Genomic DNA, 21,444 nt, shown 5'->3' with positions numbered 1-21,444 from the left:
AATCCTTGAATGCAAACGGGCGGTGCCGCGTTGTCCGACTACATCAGCAACCTCGTCGTCTTCTTCGTCGTGGTCGATCCGCCGGGGCTGGTGCCGCTGTTCATCGCGCTGACCCGCGGCTTCGACGACCGCCACAAGCGGATCATCGCGCTGCGCGGCACCGCCATCGCCTTCGTGGTGCTGGTGTTCTTCGCCTATTTCGGCAAGGTCGTGCTGCAGACGCTGTCGATCGACATGCCGGCCTTCCGCATCGCCGGCGGTGCGCTGCTGTTCTGGATCGCCTTCGAGATGCTGTTCGGCCGGCGCTCCGAACGCAAGGAGCGTGACACCGGCGAGGCGATGACCGACGAGGACGCGCACGACATCGCGGTGTTCCCGCTGGCGGTGCCGCTGATCGCCGGGCCGGGGGCGATCACCTCGATCCTGCTGCTGATGGACCGCACCGGCGTCACGGTGGCGGGACAGGCCAGCGTGCTGGGGGCGGCGGCGACGGTGATCGGCGGGGTGACGCTGATCCTGCTGGCGGCCGACCGGGTCGGGCGATTGCTGGGCCGCACGGTGATCCACACCGTCAGCCGGGTGCTGGGCATCGTGCTGGCGGCGCTGGCGGCGCAGACCATCATTTCCGGCATCACCAGCGTCTATCCGCCGCATTGAATCCCCGCGCCGGAGCCCCCCGCTCCGGCGACTGTGGGCCATCCGGCGAAAAGCGGCGCATCGCTGTTATCCCGTTCAGCGCCAGGATGGCCCCGAAAGACTAGTCCCCTTTCCGGCGCAATCACTCACCCTACATGGGGTCTTGCCACAGCCAACGCCGCGCTTGCGCTCGGCGTGCGGCTTTTCATGCGCCCAAACAAAAAGAGGCGGCGGCCATGGACCTCGATCCATTGATCCTGTCGCGGATCCAGTTCGCGTTCACGATCTCCTTCCACATCCTGTTCCCCAGCTTCACCGTCGGTCTTGCCTGCTGGATCGCGTTGCTGGAGGCGCTGTGGGTCGGCACCGGCAAGGGCATCTACCGCAGCCTGTCGGAGTTCTGGACCAAGATCTTCGCCCTGTCCTTCGGGCTGGGCGTGGTGTCGGGGATCGTCATGTCCTACCAGTTCGGCACCAACTGGAGCCGCTGGTCCGACACGGTGGGCAATGTGCTGGGCCCGCTGATCCAGTATGAGGTCGTCACCGCCTTCTTCCTGGAGGCCGCCTTCCTCGGCATCCTGCTGTTCGGCCGCGACCGGGTGCCGCGCGGCATCCATCTGATGGCGGCCTGCCTGGTGGCGCTGGGCACGCTGCTGTCGTCCTTCTGGATCCTGTCGGCCAACAGCTGGATGCACACCCCGGCCGGCTTCACCATCCGCGACGGCCGCTATTTCGTCACCGACTGGTGGCAGGTGGTGTTCAACCCCTCCTTCCCCTATCGCCTCGTCCACATGGTGACGGCGATGTTCCTGACGACCAGCTTCGTCGTCGCCGGCATCAGCGCGTGGTATCTGCTGACGCGCCGCTACCTCGACCACGCGCGGCTGGGGTTGAGCATGGCGCTGGGGCTGATCACCGTGCTGGCGCCCTTGCAGATCTTCCTGGGCGACCAGCACGGCCTGAACACGCTGGAACACCAGCCGGCCAAGATCGCCGCGATGGAAGGCAACTGGGAGGGCGGCACGCGGGCCCCCCTGGTGCTGTTCGCCATTCCCGACGTGAAGGCGGAAACCAACCACTGGGAGATCGGCATCGACGGGCTGTCGAGCCTGATCCTGACCCACGACCTCAACGGCCGTGTTCCCGGCCTGAAGGAGTTCCCGGCCGATGAGCGGCCGAGCCCGGCCATCATCTTCTGGACCTTCCGCCTGATGGTCGGCATCGGCATGCTGATGCTGGCGGTCGCGGTGGTGCATCTGGTGCTGCGGTTCCGCGACCGGCTGTACCGCACCGACTGGTTCTTCCGGGTCCTGATCGCCTGCATGCCGATCGGCTTCATCGCCATCCTGGCCGGCTGGTTCACCACCGAGATCGGCCGGCAGCCCTGGGTCGTCCAGGGCCATCTGCGCACCGCCGACGCGGTGACGCCGTCGCTGACGGTGGCGGCGGCGCTGACTTCGCTGCTGGCCTTCGTCGTCGCCTACAGCATCATCTACGGCGCCGGCACCTATTACCTGATCCGGCTGCTGCGTATCGGGCCGAAACCGCTGCACGACACAGGCCAGCCCCGCGAGGCGCAGAGCCCGAAGCGGCCGCTGTCGGCCGCGGAGCCGGGCGACGACCACGCCATCACCCCCGCGGAGTGACCGCCATGGAACAGATTGCGGAAGGAAGCCTGCTCACCCTGATCTGGGTCGGCATCGTCGGCTTCGCGGTGTTCATGTATGTGCTGATGGACGGCTTCGACCTCGGCATCGGCATCCTCTACCCCTTCGCGCCGACCGAGGAGGACCGCGACACCATGATGAACACGGTGGCGCCGGTCTGGGACTTCAACGAGACGTGGCTGGTGCTGGGCGGCGCCGGGCTGTTCGCCGCCTTCCCCATAGCCTACGCCGTCGTGCTGCCGGCGATGTACCTGCCGCTGCTGGTCATGCTGGTCGCCCTGATCTTCCGCGGCGTGGCGTTCGAATTCCGCTTCAAGGCGCAGGCGCGGCGGCACTGGTGGAACCGCTCCTTCTTCCTGGGGTCGCTGCTGGCGACCTTCGCGCAGGGCGTCGTGCTGGGGTCCTTCATCCAGGGCATCCCGGTCGAAGGACGGCAGTTCGTCGGCGGCATGCTGCATTGGCTGTCGCCGTTCAGCCTGTTCTGCGGCGCGGCGCTGGTGGTCGGCTATGCCCTGCTGGGGGCGACCTGGCTGATCTGGCGCACCATCGGTCCGTTGCAGGACTGGTGCTATCGCACCGCGAAGCGGCTGATGCTGGTGGTGCTGGCCGGCGTTGCCGTCGTCAGCCTGTGGACGCCCTTCCTGATGCCGCAGATCGCCCTGCGCTGGTTCTCCATGCCCAACCTGATCTTCCTGTCGCCGGTGCCGATCGTCACCGCGGCGCTGGCCTATGCCCTATGGCGGGCGATCGACGACGGGCGGGAGGTGGCGCCCTTCGCGCTGTCGATGGCGCTGTTCGCCCTGTCGTACCTGGGCCTCGCCATCAGCCTGTGGCCGCACCTGATCCCGCCCGGCGTCACGGTGTGGCAGGCGGCGGCCCCGCCCGAGACGCAGGTGTTCCTGCTGGTCGGCATGGCCTTCCTGATCCCGGCGATCCTGGGCTACACCGCCTATTCCTACTGGGTGTTCCGCGGAAAGGTGACGGGCGCCTTCGGTTACCATTGAGCCGCGGGGCCGCCCTGCCCTAAAACAGCCGGCGTTGAGCAGAGGGAGGGCGACGCCATGGACATCGACATCAGCTTTGCCGAGGCGATGCTGCGCCGCGGCGCCGGCCTGCTCGACAGCGGGACCGACGAGGCGGGCACCGACCCGTTCGCCATGCTGGCCCGGATGCTGGCCGCCGCGGCGGCGACCGACGCGCCGCTGGTGGTGCTGAGCGAGGGCGGCAGCCATCCGGCCCTGTTCGACGAGGCCGCCCGCCGCGCGGCGCAGCCGCTGACCGCCCGGATTACCGGCCTCGCCGCCGCCCGCCAGGGCGAGCGCGCCACCCTGTACGAGTTCGACGGCACCGGCCCGCTGACCGGCAACCGCATCGTCGCCGCCCTGCTGCGGCCGGAGGAGCGGCCCGACCTGCTGCACGTCTACATCGCGGTCGGCCGTTTGCGTGGGGGCGAGGCGCAGATCACCGTGGCGCCGGCTCTTCTGCGCTTCGACGCCGCAGCGTTGGGGCAGACGTTGGGCTTGCTGGGCGACGCGGTGACGCGCAGTCTGAACGCGGCCACGGCGGCGCTCGCCCACGCCTCCGCCGTGCTGCCGATGGCGGGGCATGAGGAGGGCGGCATGCCGGCAGCGCTGCTCGATCTCTATTGGCACGCCCTGACGCTGGCGTCGGTGCGGGCGGAAGGCGGGGTGTGGGATGACGGGGACGGGCTGGCCGGGATGGAACCGCAGGGGAACGCCTGATCCGGAACGCCGGAGGCCTCGCCGCTGGAGGGGTGTGGCGCTGGCCCTCACCAGCTTGTTCGGCGCGGTGCTGTCCGGCGGCCCGGCGCTGGCGCAGGGGCCGTCCTTCTCCTGCGCGCAGGCGTCGAGCAGCGTCGAGAGGCTGGTGTGCGCCGACCAGTCGCTGTCGGACCTCGATCGCAAGCTGGCCGAGGTGTTCGTCCAGGCCGCCGCCACCCGGATGGCAACCGCCGACCCGGTGACGCTGAAGGCCGAACAGCGCGGCTGGATCAAGGGCCGCGACGACTGCTGGAAAAGCAAGGATATGAGAGGCTGCGTCGAGCAGCTTTACCAGGACCGCATCGTCGAGCTTCAGGCGCGCTATGGGCTGGTCGCCGCCGAGCCGCCGATCGTCTGGGTCTGCGACGGCGACGCGAAGAGCTTGGTGACGGTGCGCTTCTTCGACACCGATCCGCCGACGCTGATCGCCGAGCGCGGTGGCCGCTCGTCGTTGATGTATGGGCGGTCCGCCGCCAGCGGCGCCCGCTATGAAGGGCAGAACACCGCCTTTTGGGAGCATCATGGCGAGGCGGCGGTGGTGTGGGGCGTCGGCGCGCCGGAGATGACCTGCCGGCCCCTGCGGTAGGATGCGGCGGCGGGGCCTGCTTTGCGGATCGTTTGAAAGTCTTTCCCGCGCTCCCGATCTGGTGACAGAGTCGACGTCGGTGGAATACTGCGTCGTTTCGTCACCAGCCCAACGGGAGCAGCCATGCGCCAGCGCCTCCGCTTCTATCTCGGCGACGAGCTTCGGGAGATCGACACGGTCGATCCGACCCTGACGGTGCTCGACTGGCTGCGCCTGTCGGAACGGCGGGTCGGCACCAAGGAGGGCTGTGCCGAGGGCGACTGCGGCGCCTGCACCGTGGTGGTCGGCCGGCTGGACGGCGACAGCCTGCGCTACGAGGCGGTGAACGCCTGCATCCGCTTCCTGGCGACGCTGGACGGTTGCCAACTGCTGACGGTGGAGCATCTGAAGGGGCCGGACGGCCGGCTGCACCCGGTGCAGCAGGCGATGGTCGATGGACACGGCTCGCAATGCGGCTTCTGCACGCCGGGCTTCGTCATGTCGCTGCTGGCGCTCTACCTCAACGACCCGCAGCCGGGGGACCAGCGGATCGACGACGCGCTGGCCGGCAATCTGTGCCGCTGCACCGGCTATGAGCCGATCGTCAAGGCGGCCCACGCCATGTATGACATCGGCGACCGCGGCGCCGACCGTTTCGCCGACGGGGCGGCCGTCGCCGCCCGGCTGATGGCGTTGCGCGACGAGGAAACGCTGAGCGTCGGGGCGCAGGGCCGCCGCTTCATCGCGCCGGCCACCGTGCCGCAACTGGCGCAACTGCTGCTGGACAACCCCGACGCCACCATCGTGGCCGGGGCGACCGATGTCGGGCTGTGGGTGACCAAGTTCCAGCGCGTGCTGGCGACCGTCCTCTACACCGGCCGGGTCCGCGCGCTGCGGCGGATCGAGGACGCCGGCGACGCCCTGATGATCGGGGCAAGCGTGACCTACAGCGAGGCGGCCGGCCCCATCGCCGCGCTCTACCCCGATTTCGGCGAGTTGATCCGCCGCATCGGTGCGGAGCAGGTGCGCAACATGGGCACCATCGGCGGCAACATCGCCAACGGCTCCCCCATCGGCGACACGCCGCCGGCCCTGATCGCCTGCGGTGCCCGCTTGCGGCTGCGCCGGGGCGACGAGACGCGCGAATTGCCGCTGGAGGACTATTTCATCGCCTATGGCCAGCAGGACCGCCGGCCGGGCGAGTTTGTCGAGGCGGTGATCCTGCCAAAGCCGACAGCGGAGGTGCGCTTCCGCGCCTACAAGATCGCCAAGCGCTTCGACCAGGACATCTCCGCCGTCTGCGGCGCCTTCCGCCTGACGCTGGACGGCGACGGCCGGGTCGCCGACATCCGCATCGCCTTCGGCGGCATGGCCGGCACGCCCAAGCGCGCCGCCGGTGCCGAAGCGATGCTGCTCGGCCGCCATTGGACCGAGGAGACGGTGCGGCAGGCGATGGAGGCGCTGACCGCCGACTTCGCGCCGCTGTCCGACTGGCGGGCCAGCGCGGGTTATCGCTCCATGGTGGCGGCCAACCTTCTGATGAAGCTGTATGTCGAGACCAGCGACCCGGCGGCGGACACCCGTCTGGTCGGCGACCGGAGGCTTGCCCATGCCTGACGTTATGGCTCCCGCCGCCCCTGCCACGGTGGTTCCCGACCGCATCGAGGGCGCCGTCCACGACCCGCGCCGGCACGAAAGCGCCCACAAGCATGTCAGCGGCGAGGCGGTCTATGTCGATGACATCGCCGAGCCGGCCGGACTGCTGCATGTCCAACTCGGCCTCAGCGCCAAGGCGCACGCCCGCATCCGCTCCATCGACTTGGGTCCGGTGCGGCAGGCGCCGGGCGTGGTGGCGGTCTTCACCGCCGACGACGTGCCGGGGGTGAACGACATCGGCTGCATGGGCAAGCATGATGAGCCGCTGTTCGCCTCCACCCTGGTCGAGCATGTCGGCCAGCCGATCTTCGCCGTCGCCGCCGAAACGCGCGACCAGGCCCGCCGTGCCGCAAGGCTGGCGGTGATCGAGTATGAGGAGTTGCCGGCCGTCCTGACCGTCGCCGCCGCCCGCGACGGTGAGCGGACCCTGGTCACCGCGCCGATGACGCTGCGGGTGGGCGACGCCGACGCCGCGCTGGCCGCCGCACCCCACCGCGTCGACGGCCGGCTGGCGGTCGGCGGGCAGGAGCATTTCTACCTGGAAAGCCAGATCGCCATGGCGGTGCCGGGCGAGGATGAGGAGGTGCTGGTCCATGTCTCCACCCAGCACCCGACCGAGGTGCAGCACATCGTCGCCCATGTCCTGAACGTGCCGAGCGGCGCGGTGACGGTGGAGGTGCGGCGGATGGGCGGCGGCTTCGGCGGCAAGGAAACCCAGTCGAACCTGTTCGCCGCCTGCACCGCCCTGGTCGCCAAGCGGACCGGCCGCGCCGCCAAGCTGCGCCCCGACCGCGACGATGACTTCCAGGTCACCGGCAAGCGCCACGACTTCGAGATCGATTACCGCGTCGGCTTCGACGACAGCGGGCTGATCCAGGGCGTCGACATGCTGTTTGCCGCACGGGCCGGCTACGCCGCCGACCTGTCCGGCCCGGTGACCGACCGCGCGCTGTTCCACGCCGACAACGGCTATTTCTACCCGGCGGCGCGGCTGGAATCGCTGCCGTTGAAAACCAACACCGTGTCCAACACCGCCTTCCGCGGCTTCGGTGGTCCGCAGGGCACGATGGCGGCGGAACGGCTGATCGACGAGATCGCCTTCGCGCTGGGCAAGGATCCGCTGGAGATCCGCAAGCGGAACTTCTACGGCACCGATCCCGAACGTGACGGACGCAACCTCACCCCCTACCACCAGACCGTCACCGACAACATCCTGCCGGAGCTGGTGGCGCAACTGGAGGAAAGCAGCGGCTATTGGCAGCGGCGCGAGGAGATCCGCGCCTACAACGCGGCCAGCCGGATCCTGCGCAAAGGGCTGGCGCTGACGCCGGTGAAGTTCGGCATCTCCTTCACCGCGACCCACTACAACCAGGCCGGCGCGCTGGTCCATGTCTACACCGACGGCAGCCTCCAGCTGAACCACGGCGGCACCGAGATGGGGCAGGGGCTCCACACCAAGGTCGCCCAGGTGGTGGCGGAGGAGTTCCAGGTCGACATCGCCAACGTCCGCCCGACCGCCACCAACACCGGCAAGGTGCCCAACACCTCGGCCACAGCGGCGTCGTCCGGCACCGATCTGAACGGCAAGGCGGCCCAGGCGGCGGCGCGCACCATCAAGGAGCGGCTGGTCGCCTTCGCCGCCGAGAATTGGGGCGTGGCGCCCGAGACGGTGCGGTTCACGCGCAACCGCGTCCAGGTCGGCGAGCGGGAGATGAGCTTTGCCGATCTGGTGCGCGCCGCCTATATGGCCCGGGTGCAGCTGTCGGCGACCGGCTTCTACAAGACGCCGAAGATCCATTGGGACCGGGCGGCGGGGCGCGGCACGCCGTTTTACTATTTCGCCTATGGCGCCGCCTGCGCCGAGGTGACGGTGGACACGCTGACCGGCGAGTACATTGTCGACCGGGTCGACATCCTGCACGACTGCGGCCGGTCACTGAACCCGGCGATCGACCGGGGCCAGATCGAGGGCGGCTTCGTCCAGGGCATGGGCTGGCTGACCATGGAGGAGCTGTGGTGGGACGCCCAGGGCCGCCTGCGCACCCACGCCCCCAGCACCTACAAGATCCCCGCCTGCTCCGACCGTCCGCGCATCTTCAACGTGGCGCTGCTGGAGAACCAGCCCAACCGCGAGGACAGCATCTTCCGCTCGAAGGCGGTGGGCGAGCCGCCCTTCATGCTCGGCATGTCGGTGTTCCACGCCCTGTCCGACGCCGTCGCCAGCGTCGCCGGCCACCAGCTTTACCCCCGGCTGGACGCGCCGGCGACGCCGGAGCGGGTGTTGCGCTGCATCGCGGCGTTGCGTGAGCGGATGGGTGGTGGCGGCGAATGCCCCCTCCCTAACCCTCCCCCGCCGGTGGCGGTGGAGGGGACTGCCGCCGCTTCGCACATCAGTCACGCCGACCAGCATCCTGCCCCCTCCACCGCCGAAGGTGGGGGAGGGATGGGGAGGGGGCATTCGACGTCATCTCCACCATGACCCCCCTCTCCACCACCCTCACCGGCTGGCTGTCCGACAACGAACCCGCCGTGCTGGTCACCGTCGCCGAGGCGCGCGGTTCCACCCCGCGCGAGGCGGGCGCCGGCATGCTGGTCGGCCGCGACGCCTGCGCCGGCACCGTCGGCGGCGGCCGGCTGGAATGGAGCGCCATCGCCACCGCCCGCCGGATGCTGGAGGATGGCGGCGCGCTTGAGACGCTCGACCTGCCGCTGGGGCCGGCGACCGGGCAGTGCTGCGGCGGCCATGTCGTGCTGCGGCTGGAACGGGCCGACGCCGGCACCGTCGCGGCCTTGCAGGAGCGCGAGCGCCGCGACGCGGCGGCCCGGCCGACGCTGCTGCTGTTCGGGGCGGGGCATGTCGGGCGCGCCATGGCGATGGCCTTTGCGCCGCTGCCGCTGCGCCTGCTGTGGATCGACGGTCGCGCCCAGGAGTTTCCGACGGACATCCCGGCGGGGGTGGAGCGCATCCTGACCGACAGCCCACTCGACCCGCTGGCGAGTGCCCCGGCGGGCGCCGGCTGTCTGGTGCTGACCCACAGCCACGCGCTGGACTTCGAGATCACCGAAGCGGCGTTGCGGCGTGGCGACGTCGCCTATGTCGGAATGATCGGCTCCGCCACCAAGCGCGCCAAGTTCGAGCGCTGGTATCGCGCGCGGGCCGCAGCCCGCGGTGGCGATGCAACGGGGCTGGCCGGACTGACCTGCCCGATCGCCACAGCGCTGACCGGCGACAAGCGCCCTGAGGTCATCGCCGCGCTGGCCGCCGCGGAACTGCTGGTGGCCTTTGCGCGGGCGCGCTCGTCCCTGATCAGTTTGGAAGGGTGAGCGTCGGGACGCCCACCCCCCTTTCCTTCACTCCGCGGCGGCGGCGCGGCGCTGGGCCTCACGGTCCTTGCGGCCCTGCTTCAGCTTTTCGGCCAGCAGGAAGGCCAGCTCCAGCGACTGGCTGGCGTTCAGGCGCGGGTCGCAGGCGGTGTGGTAGCGCAGCGCCAGATTGTGGTCGGTGATCGCCTGGGCGCCACCGGTGCACTCCGTCACGTCCTGGCCGGTCAGCTCGAAATGCACGCCGCCGGCGTGGGTGCCTTCGGCCTGATGGACCTCGAAGAAGCCGCGCGCCTCGGCCAGCACGCGCTCCACCGGCCGGGTCTTGTAGCCGGTGGTCGACTTGATCGTGTTGCCGTGCATCGGGTCGCAGGACCACACCACGGTGCGGCCCTCGCGCTGGACCTTGCGCAGCAGCGGCGGGAACTTCTCCGCCACCTTGTCGGAGCCCATGCGCACGATCAGCGTCAGGCGCCCGGCCTCGTTGGTCGGGTTCAGGATGTCGATCAGGCGGATCAGCTCGTCCGGGTCGGTGGTCGGGCCGCATTTCAGCCCGATCGGGTTCTTCACCCCGCGCAGGAACTCGACATGGGCGCCGTCGGGCTGGCGGGTGCGGTCACCGATCCACAGCATGTGGGCCGACACGTCGTACCAGTCGCCGCTGGTGCTGTCGACGCGGGTCAGCGCCTGCTCGAACGGCAGCAGCAGCGCCTCGTGGCTGGTGAAGAAGTCGGTTTCGCGGATCTGCGGCGTCGTTTCCGCGGTGATGCCGCAGGCGGCCATGAAGGACAGCGTCTCGTCCAGGCGGTTGGCGAGTTCCCGGAAGTTCTCGCCGGCCGGCGACTTCTCGACGAAGCTCAGCGTCCACTGATGGACCTTGTGCAGGTCGGCGTAGCCGCCCTGGGCGAAGGCGCGCAGCAGGTTCAGCGTCGCGGCGGCCTGGGTGTAGGCCTGCATCATGCGTTCCGGGTCGGGAACGCGGGCGTCGGCGGTGAAATCGAAGCCGTTGACGATGTCGCCGCGGTAGGACGGCAGTTCCACCCCGTCGATCGTCTCCAGGTCGGCCGAGCGCGGCTTGGCGAACTGGCCGGCCATGCGGCCGACCTTGATCACCGGGATCGAGGCGCCGAAGGTCAGCACCACGGCCATCTGCAGCAGGACGCGGAAGGTGTCGCGGATGTTGTTGGGGTGGAACTCGGCGAAGCTCTCGGCGCAGTCGCCGCCCTGCAGCAGGAACGCCTTGCCGACGGCGGCCTCGGCCAGCTTGGCCTTCAGCCGGCGCGCCTCGCCGGCGAAGACCAGCGGCGGGTAGGAGGACAGGCGCTGCTCGACCGCCTCGACCTTGGTCTGGTCGGGATAAGTCGGCATCTGCTTCGCCGGTTTCGTCCTCCAACTGGCGGGTGTCCAACGCTCGACCATGACGCGCCTGCTCTTCCTTGACGATTGCGGAACGGGGGCCGGGCGGGCGGCGAACGACCGGCGGCGGGACCCGTGGGGGGTACTCTATAGCGCGACTCGCGGTAACTTTTCCACAGTTTCGGGCCGCCTGCCGGCAACGCTGTGCTGCCGACCGTTGCCGGGAACCACCACAGATGGGCGCCGGCCCAAAAAACTTCGCGCCGGCGCCGCTGGCGGCGGACCGCGGCGCCCTTTATACATCGGGGGCGCCAACCCAGCCTTCGAGGAGCCTTACCCGGTGAAAGCGACATCCCGGCCGACCACGCGTCTGGCCTCCTGGGGGCAGGCGCTGGCGGTCTACCGCGACCCACGCGTGCTGGCGATCCTGTTCCTCGGCTTTTCCGAAGGGCTGCCGCTGGCGCTCACGGGGGCGACGCTGAACGTCTGGCTGCGCGAGCAGGGTGTCAGCAAGACCGGCATCGGGCTGTTCGCGCTGGTCACCATGCCCTACGCGCTGAAGTTCCTGTGGGCGCCGCTGATCGACCGGCTGCGGCTGCCGGTGGTGGCGCGGCTGTTCGGGCGGCGGCGCGGCTGGGCGCTGACGGCGCAGGCCGCGCTGATCGCGGCGCTGCTGGGGCTGGGCAGCACCAACCCGGCGGCCGACCTGTGGTGGACGGCGCTCTGCGCGGTGCTGGTCGCCTTCTGCTCGGCCAGCCAGGACATCGTCGTCGACGCCTACCGGGTCGAGGTGCTGGAGGAGCGGCAGCAGGCGGCCGGCGCGGCGGTGCTGGTGCTGGGCTACCGTTTCGGCATGATGGCGGCGGGGGCCGGCGCCCTCTACATCGCCGAGTTCCACGGCTGGCGCGCCGCCTACGAGACGATGGCGGCGCTGGTGCTGGTCGGCATGGCCACCATCCTGCTGTGCCCGGAGCCCAAGGCGCCGCCGGTCAACGCGCGGGAACGGCAGATCGCCGAGTGGCTGCGTGCCCGGCCACACCTGTCCGGGCGCAGCGGCGTGGTCTTGGCGTGGCTCTATGGCGCGGTGGTGGCGCCCTTCGCCCAGTTCATGAGCCGGCGCGGCTGGATCGTCATCCTCGCCTTCATCGCCAGCTACAAGCTGGGCGAGGTGCTGGCCGGGGTGATGTCGTCGCCCTTCTACGTCGATCTGGGATTCTCCAAGGCGGAGATCGCCACGGTCAGCAAGCTGTTCGGGCTGTGGGCGACGATCGCCGGCGGGCTGCTCGGCGGGCTGCTGGTCGGGCGGGTCGGGGTGCTGCGCGGCCTGATGATCGGCGGCATCCTGCAGATGGTGTCGAACCTGGGCTATGTCGCGCTGGCCTGGACCGGCAACGACGTGTCGATGCTGGCGGTGACCGTGGCGGTCGAGAATGTCTGCGCCGGGATCGCCACCGCCGCCTTCGTCGCCTACCTGTCGAGCCTGTGCGACGCCGCCTACACGGCGACGCAATACGCGCTGCTGTCCAGCCTGTACAAGCTGGGCGGCGACCTGTTCGGCGCCTCGTCCGGCTGGCTGGCCGACCGGATGGACTGGGTCAGCTTCTTCCTGCTGTCGATGGCCGGCTCGCTGCCGGCGCTCTGCCTGCTGGTCTGGCTGATGGGCCTGCAGCGGCGGAGCGAAGCCGCCGTCCCCGCCGAGTAGCGGAAACGGCGACGCCGCGGGGACGATCAGCCCTTGGTCTTGGCGGTCGTCTTGGTCTTGCCGGCGCCCGGCCCGGCGCCCAGGTCGGCGCCGGTCGTCGGGTCGCTGTCCGGCTTGGACATGGTGCGGGCGGCCACGGCGTTGACCGCGGCCAGCTCCGACGCGGCCAGCTTGACCGTCGGGTTGCCGTCGCCGCCGTTGACCGGGGCGTCGGTGCTCTTGACGTCGACGAACTCCCACTGCGCGCCCTGGTTCCAGGGGCCGCGCATGTCGCCCTCGCCCTGGCTGGTGTTGTAGTACTTGTCGGTGTACTGCGGCATGCCCGGCAGCTTGCCCGGCGGGAAGTTGTTGTCGATGGCGTACAGCGCCTTCTCGAAGCTCTTCTGGTGGGCGATCTCGCGGGTCATCAGGAAGCCCAGCGCGTCCTTCACGCCGGGATCGTTGGTCACGTTGATCAGCCGTTCGTAGATGATCTTGGCGCGCGATTCCGCCGCGATGTTGGAGCGCAGGTCGGCCGTCGGATCGCCGATGCTGTCGATGTAGCCGCCGGTCCACAACTGGCCGGCCGAGTTCACCAGCGCCGGGCCGCCGCCGTAGAGGATCGACAGGGTGTGGCTGCCGTTGCCCTGGGTGATGTTGGCGTACAGGTCGGTGGTCTCCTCCGCCCCTTCGGCCAGCTTGCCCTTCACGCCCTTGGTCAGCATGGCGACGATGGAGCCGATGACCTCCAGATGGCTCAGCTCCTCGGTTGCGATGTCGATCAGCATGTCCTTGCGGCCCGGATCCTCATCGGCCAGCCCCTGCGTGAAGTAGCGCATGGCCGCGGCGAGTTCGCCCTGCGGGCCACCGAACTGCTCCAGCATCAGGCTGGCGAGCACCGGATTGGGCTCCGACACGCGCACCGTGTACATGAGGTTTTTGTTGTGCATGAACATGCGAGGGACTCCTCCCGCTTCTATGGGCCGAGGGATGGCGGACGATCCGGACCGGGCGGGCCCCACCCCGGATCGCTCCATGCTCTCAACCCGCTTTTTTTAGAAGCGTTCCAGAGGAATGTCCCTGTACCGGCGCGCTATGCCGCTTGGGTGTCGTCGCGGCGTCGTCGGACCGGCGGGAACGACGGGTGGGTTACTGAGCCTGCGCGCGGCAGGCTTCGAGCGCCGAGATCGCCTTGCGCGTGTCGTCCAGATAATAGGTGTAGGCGTAGTCGTCGCTCTTGCCGTCGATTTCCATGTAAAGCTCGCGGCCGTTCATCAGGGCGTCGATCGCCTTGGAGGTGGCCGGAATGCCGACGGCGGCCATCGTCTTGTCGATCGCGGCGCCGGGGAACTTGTCGCTCCACTTCTTGTCGACCGACAGCGAGATGGTCAGATCTTCCTTTTCCTTCAGCTTCCAGCTCGAGTCGCCGAAGATCATCACCATGGCTTGGCCCTTGTTGGTGTAGGCCAGGCCAACGACGGCCGTGTCCTTCGAATCGGTCTTCCATTCCTGGGTGATGCTGCAGTCCTTGTCGATCTTGACCGTCCACACGCCGATTTTCGTTTGAGCATGGGCCGTGCCGATGGAGAAGAGGGCTGCAACGCCGGCAGCCGCAGCAATAATTCCGCGCATGGGTGGACCGTTCCTGAAGTGGGTAAAACGCCCACCCACTCTAGGTAACGCATTCGAGTTAAGTCCAGCGCCTTATCCGGCCGGAGCGAGCCCCTCTACAGCGTCTGCGGCGGCGGCGCCTTTTCGCGCATCAGCACGAACTCTTCGGCGGTGGAGGGGTGGAGCGCGATGGTGCGGTCGAAGTCGCGCTTGGTGGCGCCGCAGTTCAGCGCGATGCCCAGCGCCTGCATCATCTCCGGCGCGTCCATGCCCATCATGTGGCAGCCCAGCACGCGCTGGCTGTCGCCGTCGACGACCAGCTTCATCAGAACCCGCTCGTCGCGGCCGGACAGGGTGTGCTTCATCGGGCGGAAGCCGGCCTTGTAGATGTCGACCTGCGGGTATTTGGCGCGGGCCTGTGCCTCGGTCAGGCCGACGGTGCCCAGCGGCGGCAGGGAGAACACCGCGGTCGGCACGTTGTCGTAGCTGATGTGGGTCGGGTTGTCGTTGAACAGGGTTTCGGCCAGCGCGCGACCCTCGGCGATGGCGATCGGGGTCAGCGCCATGCGGTCGGTGACGTCGCCGATGGCGTAGATGCTGTCGACGCTGGTGCGCGACCATTGGTCGACCGGGATGGCGCCATCGGCGTTCAGCGCGATGCCGACCTCCTCCAGCCCGAGATTACGGGTGTTCGGCCGCCGGCCGGTGGCGGCCATGACCAGACCGGCGGAATGCTCGCGCCCCATATGGTCGGTGACGGTGTAGCCGCCGGCGCCCTGCACCACCTTCACCGGCTTGCAGCGCGACACGATGGTGATGCCGCGCTTGGTCATCTCCTGCGCCAGCGCGATGCGGATGTCGTCGTCGAAGCCGTTCAGCAGGTCGTCGCCGCGGATCATCAGCGTCACCTCGGCGCCCAGGCCGCGGAAGATGCTGGCGAACTCGACCGCGATGTAGCCGCCGCCGATGATCAGCACCGAATGGGGCAGGGTCGGCAGATGCAGCGCCTCGTTGGAGGTCGCGACATGCTCGATCCCCTCGACGGCGGGCAGCGATGGCCAGCCGCCGGTGGCGACCAGGATGTTGCGGGCGGTGTAGCGCTTGCCGGCGACCTCGACGGTGTGGGGATCGACGATCCGGCCGTTGCCCTCGACCAGGGCCACGCCGGAATTCTTCAGCATGGTGATGTAGAGGCCGTTCAACCGATCGATCTCGCGGTCCTTCCGCGCGATCAGCGCCTCCCAATCGAAGGCGGGGACGTGGGAATTCCAGCCATAGCCGACCGAATCCTCGAAGCCGTCGCGGAACTGGGCGGCGTAGACCAGCAGCTTCTTCGGCACGCAGCCGCGGATGACGCAGGTGCCGCCGACGCGGCTGCCCTCGCACACCGCGACCTTGGCGCCGAAGGACGCGGCGCGCCGGCTGGAGGCGACACCCCCCGAACCCGCTCCGATGGTGAAGAGGTCGAAATCGAACTCGGCCACGGCCGTCTCCTTCCAGTCGACTGCGTCTCGTTCCGCCCTTCATGGTCTTCCGGCCGGCGGAACAGGCGGACCGGCAGCATATGGGGCGTGGGGCGGCGATGGGAAGCGCGCCGTCAGCGCAGCAGCATGTCCTGGATCAGCACTTGTCGAAGCTTCAACGGTCGCATGGTGCGGTTGGCGACGAAGCGCAGCGCGTCCTTGAGGTAGGCCGAACCATCCGCCCCCCGCAGGTCGGCGGGGTCGACGTCGAGCATGCGCAGGCCCATCGCGTCGGCGATCCGCGGCAGGTGGGGGATCACCGCCTCCAGCGAGGTCGTCGGATCGAACTCCAGCACCGCGCGCACCCGCAGCTCGCGCAGGCGGATGCCGTCGTTCAGCGTGAAGGTCATCGTCGGCATGGTGGCGTAGAGCGCCGGTGGGGTCTGAACCGGCGGCGGGGCGTAGGCGCCCTGGGCGGGGGCCGGCCGCAGCAGCAGCAGGCCGGCGGCGCCAGTCCCGGCGAAGGTCAGCAGCAGGGCCAGCAGGACCAGCACCAGACGGTTCCCGACCCGCTCCGGCAGGGCCGCGAGGCCGCTGCGCCCGGTCGGTGTGTCCATCGTCGCTGTCTTTGCCATGCCGGGTGCACCCGCGATAGTGACGACGGTCCGCCGATCGAAGCCGAAGCGTGTCCCAGGACTGTAGAAGCGCAAAATGGGTAGGTCAAATAAAGGCATTTTAGCGGGTTTTGTCTTGGATCGACAGCGGCGGCTGGTCGTCGCGCCGTGCGGAGATGGGTGGCATTTGTTGAAACTGCTTGGCGTGCCGCCGTTGTCAAGCTGCGGCGCTTCGGATGACCAACTCCCTTCTGGAAACGCAACGCTGCCATCGTGACGGCCGGACGGGGCAGGAAGCCTCTTCCCCCGCCCGCCCGGGGCGTATAATGCTGGCATCCCACGACAATCGCGTGGCTGTGCGGGTGGCGAACGGGCCATTCACGACGAATCAGCGTTGAATCATACCCAGGCAGGGGCGGAAGGCGAGGGCGAGCGGCATGAGCGACAGCGACAATCGATCCGTTGGCAACCGATCCGTTGGCAACCGTCCGGCGGAGGCCCATCCCTCGCTGCATCCGGCGGCGGCGGCGATTCCCGACTGGACCGACACCTATTTCCGCCGCACCAAGGAAGCGGTCGGCAAGTTCGGCGACAAGACGGTCACCTACGCGATCTTCATGCGCCGCCCGGTGGTCTGCGCGCCGCGACTGGCCGTGGAATGGCTGGAGGCGGTGGCGCGCGAGCGCAACTTTCCGGTCCAGATCGAGCTGAACTACCCCGAGGGCAAATGGATCGGCGCCGGCGAGCCGATCCTGTACATCACCGGCTCCTTCTATCATCTCGTCGATTGCGAGACGATCCTCCTGCAAAAGCTGGGGCCGGCCAGCGTCGCCGCCTACAACGCCTTCACCATGTGCGCCGACCTGCCGAAGGTTGCCTTCCTCGCCATGGACGCCCGCCACTGCGCCGGCACCGAAATGGCGGAGATGATGGCCTACGCCGCCACCGTCGGGTCGGACCGCGCCAAGCGCAAGGTCGGGGCCAAGGGCTTCATCGGCAACGCCACCGACGCCACCGCGCCCTTCTTCGGCCAGGAAAAGGGCATGGGCACCATGCCGCACGCCCTGATCGGCTACGCCGGCTCGACCGTCCGCGCGGCGGAGATGTTCCACGAAACCTTCCCCGACCTGCCGCTGACCGTGCTGGTCGATTATTTCGGCCGCGAGATCACCGACGGGCTGGAGGTCTGCCGCCGCTTCCCGCAGCTCGCCGCGCAAGGCAAGCTGTCGCTGCGGCTCGACACCCCCGGCGGCCGCTTCGTCGAGGGGCTGGACCCGCCCGGCTCCTACGCCGTGCTGGAGCGCCACGCGCCGCATTCGATCCGCGGCTATCGCGACGAAACCCAGCTGCGCTACCTGATCGGCACCGGCGTCTCGGCCGCGGCGATCCATTATGTCCGCGAACGGCTCGACGCCGCCGGCTTCCCGGCGGTGAAGATCGTCGCCAGCAGCGGCTTCGGCCCGGCCAAATGCCGGCTGATGGCCGAGGCCAACGCCCCGGTCGACGTCATCGGCACCGGCAGCTACCTGCCCGAACGCTGGACCGAGACCTACGCCACCGCCGACATCATCGAGTATGACGGCGAACGCCGGGTGAAGGTCGGCCGCGAGTTCCTGTTCCGGCGGTAATCGGCGACCGCCGGTCGTCCCTCTCCCGTCCCGGGAGAGGGGCATTCCGCGCACCTCACCCCAGGCGCTTGGCGATCAACGGGCCACGCTCCGGCGCTGTTTCCCCCACGGTGAACGAGGCGCGCAGGCGGCGTTCGGCCTCGGCGGCTTGCGCCTCGGTGCGGGCGTGCAGCACCGCCAGCGGGCGCCCGGTCGGGCCGACGGCGTCGCCGAGGCCGGCGACCTCGTCGAAGCCAACGGCGAAGTCGATGGCGTCGGTCGTCCTGGTCCGGCCGCCGCCCAGCGCCACCACCGCCATGCCGACGCCGCGGGTGTCGATGGCGCCGACGAACCCGGCCCGTTCGGCAAACACCGGGCGGACGATCGGCGCGCGGTCCAGATGGCGGTCCGGCTGTTCCAGCAGGTCGCCCGGCCCACCCAGCGCCGCGACCATGCGGGCGAAGCGGTCGGCGGCCTGCCCGCTGGCGATGGAGCGGTCGGCCATCGCGCGGCCGGCCACGGCGTCGGGCGCCAGACCGCTCAGCGCCAGCAGCTCGGCCGCCAGCGCCGCGGTGACCTCGTAGAGCCGCGGCTCGGCCGGCTCGCCGCGCAGGATGGCGAGGCACTCGCGCATTTCCAGCGCGTTGCCGGCGCTGCGGCCCAGCACCTCGTTCATGTCGGTCAGCAGGGCCACCGCCGGCAGGCCGGCGCCCTTCGACACGGTGACGATGCTGTCGGCCAGCGCCTCGGCGTCCTCAAGGCGCTGCATGAAGGCGCCGCTGCCGAACTTCACGTCCATCACCAGCGCGTCCAGCCCGGCGGCCAGCTTCTTCGACAGGATCGACGCGGTGATGAGGTCGAGCGACTCGACGGTCGCCGTGACGTCGCGGATGGCGTAGAGCCGCTTGTCGGCCGGGGCGATGTCGTCGGTGGCGCCGATCACCGCGCAGCCGACCTGCTTCACCACCCGGCGCAGCAGATCGTTGTCGGGTTTGGCGCGGTAGCCGGGGATGCTCTCGAACTTGTCGAGCGTGCCGCCGGTGTGGCCCAGGCCGCGGCCCGACACCATCGGCACGAAGCCGCCGCAGGCGGCCAGCATCGGCGCCAGGATCAGGCTGACCTTGTCGCCGACGCCGCCGGTGGAATGCTTGTCGATCACCGGGCCGGGCAGGCCGAGCGAGCGCCACTCCATCACCGTGCCGCTGTCGCGCATGGCGCGGGTCAGCGCCACCCGCTCGTCCAGGCTCATGCCGCGGAAGAACACCGCCATGGCGAAGGCGGCGGCCTGCGCCTCCGACACCCGGCCGTCGGTGATGCCGGCGACGAAGTCCTGGATGGTGGCGGCGTCGAGCGGCTGGCCGTCGCGCTTGGCGCGGACGATCTCCTGCGGCAGCATCGCTCAGTATCCTCCGGCCGGCGCGGGGGCCGGCGCGTCCGCGCCGTCGCCGGTGGCGGCCAGCAGCGCGTCGAGCAGGCTCGACGCCCCGAAGCGGAAGGTCTGCGGCGTCGCCCAGCCCTCGCCCAGGATGTGGTCGGCCAGCGCCAGATAGCGCGCCGCCTCCGCCGTGTCGCGGATTCCGCCGGACGCCTTGAAGCCGACGCTCTTGCCCGATTCATAGATGCTGTCGAGCATCACCGCCGCCGCCGGCAGGGTCGCCGCCGGCTGGGTCTTGCCGGTGGAGGTCTTGAGGAAATCCGCCCCCGCGGCGATGGCGTCGCGCGCCGCCCAGGCCAGCAGGTCGGCGTCGGGGAAGGCGCCCGATTCCAGGATGACCTTCATCAGCGCCTTGGTCCCGCAGGCTTCGCGGCAGGCCTTGACCACGTTCATCGGCTGGGTGCGGGCACCGTCGATGAAGGCCTTGTAGGGCAGCACGACGTCGATCTCGTCGGCGCCGTCGGCGATCGCCCGCCGCGTCTCGGCGGCGACGGCGGTGGCGTCCGCCTCGCCGCTGGGGAAATTGACGACGGTGGCGATCTTCACCGGCGTGCCCTCCAGCGCCTTGCGCGCGGTGGGGACGAAGCGGGCCCAGACGCAGACGGCGGCCACCGGCCCGGCCGGCGTTTGGGCGCGGGCGCATAGCGCCTCCACCGTCCGCTCGCTGTCGTCGCCGTTCAGGCTGGTGAGGTCGAGCAGCCCGACCGCCCGGCGCGCCAGCGCGGCGTCGGACGGGGCGTTGGCGCTGGCGTCGAGCGCGCTTTGCAGGTCGGCAGACAGTTTCATGACCGGGACCCGTCCTTCTCATGCAGGCGTTCGAGGAAGCCGACCAGCAGTCGTTCCAGGTCGGTGGCGGCCGCCGCGGCGGCGGTCAGCGTCTGGTGATGGTCGACCGGCCCGTCGCCGAGCCCGACCCCCAGGTTGGTGATGACGGCGCAGCCGGCGACCCTGAGGCCGCAGTGGCGCGCCACGATGCATTCGGGAACGGTGGACATGCCGACCGCGTCGGCGCCCAGCGCCTTCATCATCCGCACCTCGGCCGGCGTCTCGAAGGACGGCCCGGGGTAGGCGGCGTAGACGCCCTCCGCCAGGTCGATGCCGAGGCCGGAGGCCACGTCGCGCAGCAGGCCGCGCAACGCCGGGTCCCAGGCGTCGGTCATGCTGGGGAAACGCTCGCCGAAGGCCTCGTCGTTCGGGCCGGTCAGCGGGTTGGCGCCCAGCAGGTTCAGATGGTCGCTGATCGCCATCAGCCGGCCCGGCCCGACCTCCACCCGCAGCGAGCCGGCGGCGGCGGTCAGCACCAGCGTGTCGCAGCCGGCCAGCTTCAGCGCCCGCACCGCGGTCTTCAGCGCGTCGAAGCCGTTGCCCTCATAGGCGTGGACGCGGCCCTGCATGCAGGCGACCTCCACCCCGCCGAGCCGTCCGACCACCAGCCGCCCGGCATGGCCGGAGACGCTGGGGACCGGAAACCCCGGCAGGTCGGCGTAGGGGATGGCGACGGCGTCGGCGATGCGGTCGGCGATGCCGCCGAGGCCGGAGCCCAGCACGATGCCCACCCGCGGCCGGTGGCCGGGGGCACGGTGAAGGATGTCCGCGGCGGCGCGGGCTGCGGTCATGTCGGGTGTCTCCGCTCAGAAGGCTAAATTGGTGGGGCCGAACGACTGCGGCAACAGCGCGTCGAGGGTAAAGCTCCGCCGCAATCCGGCCGGGTCGCAGACATGGATCGGCGTATCGGGGGCGGCGAATTCGCGGATGCGCTGGCGGCAGCCGCCGCAGGGGGTGCAGAGCTCCGCCGCCCCCGGCTCGCCGCCCATCACGACGATCATGCGGATGCGGCGGTCGCCGGCGGTGACCATGGCGCCGATGGCGCTGGTTTCCGCGCACTGCCCCTGCGGGTAGGCGGCGTTCTCGACGTTGCAGCCGGCGAAGATGCGGCCCGATTCGCCGAGGATGGCGGCGCCGACCTTGAATTTCGAATAGGGGGCGTGGGCGTTCTCCCGCGCGGCGCGGGCGGCCTCGATCAGGAGGGACAAGTCGGGCGTGTCGGCCAT

At 69.8% G+C, this 21,444-nt stretch carries 19 protein-coding genes; 10 read left to right on the top strand and 9 right to left on the bottom strand.

Translation table 11 applies throughout. The annotated features are described in order from the left end of the window. Window positions 1-30 precede the first annotated feature (30 nt). The 8 genes from TSO352_RS07830 (at window position 31) to xdhC (ending at window position 9,629) form a co-directional block, all read left to right on the top strand. Entirely contained in the window at window positions 31-657 is a 627-nt protein-coding gene (locus tag TSO352_RS07830; RefSeq protein ID WP_247871970.1) for a MarC family protein, read from the top strand. A gap of 215 nt (window positions 658-872) precedes the next feature. Further along, window positions 873-2,282, top strand: coding sequence for a cytochrome ubiquinol oxidase subunit I (locus tag TSO352_RS07825; protein WP_109106792.1), 1,410 nt, complete (start codon window positions 873-875; stop codon window positions 2,280-2,282). 5 nt (window positions 2,283-2,287) lie between these two features. Further along, entirely contained in the window at window positions 2,288-3,307 is a 1,020-nt protein-coding gene (gene cydB / locus TSO352_RS07820; protein ID WP_109106791.1) for a cytochrome d ubiquinol oxidase subunit II, read from the top strand. 57 nt (window positions 3,308-3,364) lie between these two features. Continuing rightward, window positions 3,365-4,045: a hypothetical protein gene (locus TSO352_RS07815; RefSeq protein WP_109106790.1), complete on the top strand. Its 681-nt coding sequence runs from the start codon at window positions 3,365-3,367 to the stop codon at window positions 4,043-4,045. Between the two features lie 34 nt (window positions 4,046-4,079). Further along, entirely contained in the window at window positions 4,080-4,670 is a 591-nt protein-coding gene (locus tag TSO352_RS07810) for an MliC family protein (RefSeq protein WP_199231533.1), read from the top strand. 123 nt (window positions 4,671-4,793) lie between these two features. After that, on the top strand, window positions 4,794-6,266 hold the full coding sequence (xdhA, locus tag TSO352_RS07805) for a xanthine dehydrogenase small subunit (protein ID WP_109106788.1): 1,473 nt from the start codon (window positions 4,794-4,796) through the stop codon (window positions 6,264-6,266). Then, window positions 6,259-8,784: a xanthine dehydrogenase molybdopterin binding subunit gene (gene xdhB, locus TSO352_RS07800; protein ID WP_247871969.1), complete on the top strand. Its 2,526-nt coding sequence runs from the start codon at window positions 6,259-6,261 to the stop codon at window positions 8,782-8,784. Before xdhA ends, xdhB begins: the two co-directional genes overlap by 8 nt. After that, a complete protein-coding gene (gene xdhC, locus TSO352_RS07795; protein WP_109106787.1) occupies window positions 8,781-9,629 on the top strand; it encodes a xanthine dehydrogenase accessory protein XdhC in 849 nt (282 codons plus the stop codon). Before xdhB ends, xdhC begins: the two co-directional genes overlap by 4 nt. Before the next feature lie 27 nt (window positions 9,630-9,656). Here the strand turns inward: xdhC and TSO352_RS07790 are convergent, their stop codons facing one another. Beyond that, window positions 9,657-11,045, bottom strand: coding sequence for a 3-deoxy-7-phosphoheptulonate synthase class II (locus TSO352_RS07790; protein WP_109106786.1), 1,389 nt, complete (start codon window positions 11,043-11,045; stop codon window positions 9,657-9,659). A gap of 277 nt (window positions 11,046-11,322) precedes the next feature. On the opposite strand from TSO352_RS07790, the gene TSO352_RS07785 reads away from it, so the two are divergent. Then, window positions 11,323-12,684: an AmpG family muropeptide MFS transporter gene (locus tag TSO352_RS07785; RefSeq protein ID WP_109106785.1), complete on the top strand. Its 1,362-nt coding sequence runs from the start codon at window positions 11,323-11,325 to the stop codon at window positions 12,682-12,684. 26 nt (window positions 12,685-12,710) lie between these two features. Here the strand turns inward: TSO352_RS07785 and TSO352_RS07780 are convergent, their stop codons facing one another. The 4 genes from TSO352_RS07780 to TSO352_RS07765 all read right to left on the bottom strand — a co-directional run bounded on the left by TSO352_RS07780 (window position 12,711) and on the right by TSO352_RS07765 (window position 16,354). After that, window positions 12,711-13,619, bottom strand: coding sequence for a manganese catalase family protein (locus TSO352_RS07780; protein WP_109106784.1), 909 nt, complete (start codon window positions 13,617-13,619; stop codon window positions 12,711-12,713). Between the two features lie 193 nt (window positions 13,620-13,812). Then, window positions 13,813-14,295: a hypothetical protein gene (locus TSO352_RS07775; protein WP_109106783.1), complete on the bottom strand. Its 483-nt coding sequence runs from the start codon at window positions 14,293-14,295 to the stop codon at window positions 13,813-13,815. A gap of 95 nt (window positions 14,296-14,390) precedes the next feature. Further along, complete coding sequence (gene gor, locus TSO352_RS07770; RefSeq protein ID WP_109106782.1) at window positions 14,391-15,758, bottom strand: glutathione-disulfide reductase; 1,368 nt, start codon at window positions 15,756-15,758, stop codon at window positions 14,391-14,393. A gap of 113 nt (window positions 15,759-15,871) precedes the next feature. Further along, the gene (locus TSO352_RS07765) at window positions 15,872-16,354 is read right to left on the bottom strand and encodes a flagellar basal body-associated FliL family protein (RefSeq protein ID WP_109106781.1); all 483 of its coding nucleotides are present in this window, start codon (window positions 16,352-16,354) and stop codon (window positions 15,872-15,874) included. A 434-nt stretch (window positions 16,355-16,788) separates the two neighbouring features. Between TSO352_RS07765 and TSO352_RS07760 the strand changes: the two genes are divergently transcribed. Then, window positions 16,789-17,979 (top strand): nicotinate phosphoribosyltransferase, encoded by a 1,191-nt coding sequence (locus TSO352_RS07760; protein ID WP_109106780.1) that lies wholly within the window; start codon window positions 16,789-16,791, stop codon window positions 17,977-17,979. Window positions 17,980-18,034: 55 nt separating this feature from the next. Here the strand turns inward: TSO352_RS07760 and deoA are convergent, their stop codons facing one another. From deoA to cdd, 4 genes are read right to left on the bottom strand one after another with little or no spacing between them, the layout of a single operon-like run. Further along, window positions 18,035-19,354 (bottom strand): thymidine phosphorylase, encoded by a 1,320-nt coding sequence (deoA, locus tag TSO352_RS07755; RefSeq protein WP_109106779.1) that lies wholly within the window; start codon window positions 19,352-19,354, stop codon window positions 18,035-18,037. A 3-nt stretch (window positions 19,355-19,357) separates the two neighbouring features. Then, complete coding sequence (gene deoC / locus TSO352_RS07750; RefSeq protein WP_109106778.1) at window positions 19,358-20,179, bottom strand: deoxyribose-phosphate aldolase; 822 nt, start codon at window positions 20,177-20,179, stop codon at window positions 19,358-19,360. Further along, the gene (locus TSO352_RS07745) at window positions 20,176-21,009 is read right to left on the bottom strand and encodes a purine-nucleoside phosphorylase (RefSeq protein ID WP_109106777.1); all 834 of its coding nucleotides are present in this window, start codon (window positions 21,007-21,009) and stop codon (window positions 20,176-20,178) included. Before TSO352_RS07745 ends, deoC begins: the two co-directional genes overlap by 4 nt. Window positions 21,010-21,024: 15 nt before the next feature. Next, window positions 21,025-21,444, bottom strand: a complete 420-nt coding sequence (cdd, locus tag TSO352_RS07740; RefSeq protein ID WP_109106776.1) for a cytidine deaminase — start codon at window positions 21,442-21,444, stop codon at window positions 21,025-21,027.

Source organism: Azospirillum sp. TSO35-2, assembly GCF_003116095.1.
Lineage (GTDB): Bacteria > Pseudomonadota > Alphaproteobacteria > Azospirillales > Azospirillaceae > Azospirillum.
The sequence above is the reverse complement of the archived record's forward strand: the minus strand, read 5'-3'. Positions and strand labels throughout refer to the sequence as shown.

Bases quoted from the DNA above. Each gene is read 5' to 3' on its own strand.
- TSO352_RS07780 (WP_109106784.1), bottom strand. From the start codon at position 13,619: ATGTTCATGCACAACAAAAACCTCATGTACACGGTGCGCGTGTCGGAG.
- TSO352_RS07815 (WP_109106790.1), top strand. From the start codon at position 3,365: ATGGACATCGACATCAGCTTTGCCGAGGCGATGCTGCGCCGCGGCGCC.
- cdd (WP_109106776.1), bottom strand. From the start codon at position 21,444: ATGGCCGACACGCCCGACTTGTCCCTCCTGATCGAGGCCGCCCGCGCC.
- TSO352_RS07775 (WP_109106783.1), bottom strand. From the start codon at position 14,295: ATGCGCGGAATTATTGCTGCGGCTGCCGGCGTTGCAGCCCTCTTCTCC.
- cydB (WP_109106791.1), top strand. From the start codon at position 2,288: ATGGAACAGATTGCGGAAGGAAGCCTGCTCACCCTGATCTGGGTCGGC.
- deoC (WP_109106778.1), bottom strand. From the start codon at position 20,179: ATGAAACTGTCTGCCGACCTGCAAAGCGCGCTCGACGCCAGCGCCAAC.
- deoA (WP_109106779.1), bottom strand. From the start codon at position 19,354: ATGCTGCCGCAGGAGATCGTCCGCGCCAAGCGCGACGGCCAGCCGCTC.
- xdhC (WP_109106787.1), top strand. From the start codon at position 8,781: ATGACCCCCCTCTCCACCACCCTCACCGGCTGGCTGTCCGACAACGAA.
- TSO352_RS07765 (WP_109106781.1), bottom strand. From the start codon at position 16,354: ATGGACACACCGACCGGGCGCAGCGGCCTCGCGGCCCTGCCGGAGCGG.
- TSO352_RS07745 (WP_109106777.1), bottom strand. From the start codon at position 21,009: ATGACCGCAGCCCGCGCCGCCGCGGACATCCTTCACCGTGCCCCCGGC.
- xdhA (WP_109106788.1), top strand. From the start codon at position 4,794: ATGCGCCAGCGCCTCCGCTTCTATCTCGGCGACGAGCTTCGGGAGATC.
- xdhB (WP_247871969.1), top strand. From the start codon at position 6,259: ATGCCTGACGTTATGGCTCCCGCCGCCCCTGCCACGGTGGTTCCCGAC.
- TSO352_RS07760 (WP_109106780.1), top strand. From the start codon at position 16,789: ATGAGCGACAGCGACAATCGATCCGTTGGCAACCGATCCGTTGGCAAC.
- TSO352_RS07825 (WP_109106792.1), top strand. From the start codon at position 873: ATGGACCTCGATCCATTGATCCTGTCGCGGATCCAGTTCGCGTTCACG.
- TSO352_RS07790 (WP_109106786.1), bottom strand. From the start codon at position 11,045: ATGGTCGAGCGTTGGACACCCGCCAGTTGGAGGACGAAACCGGCGAAG.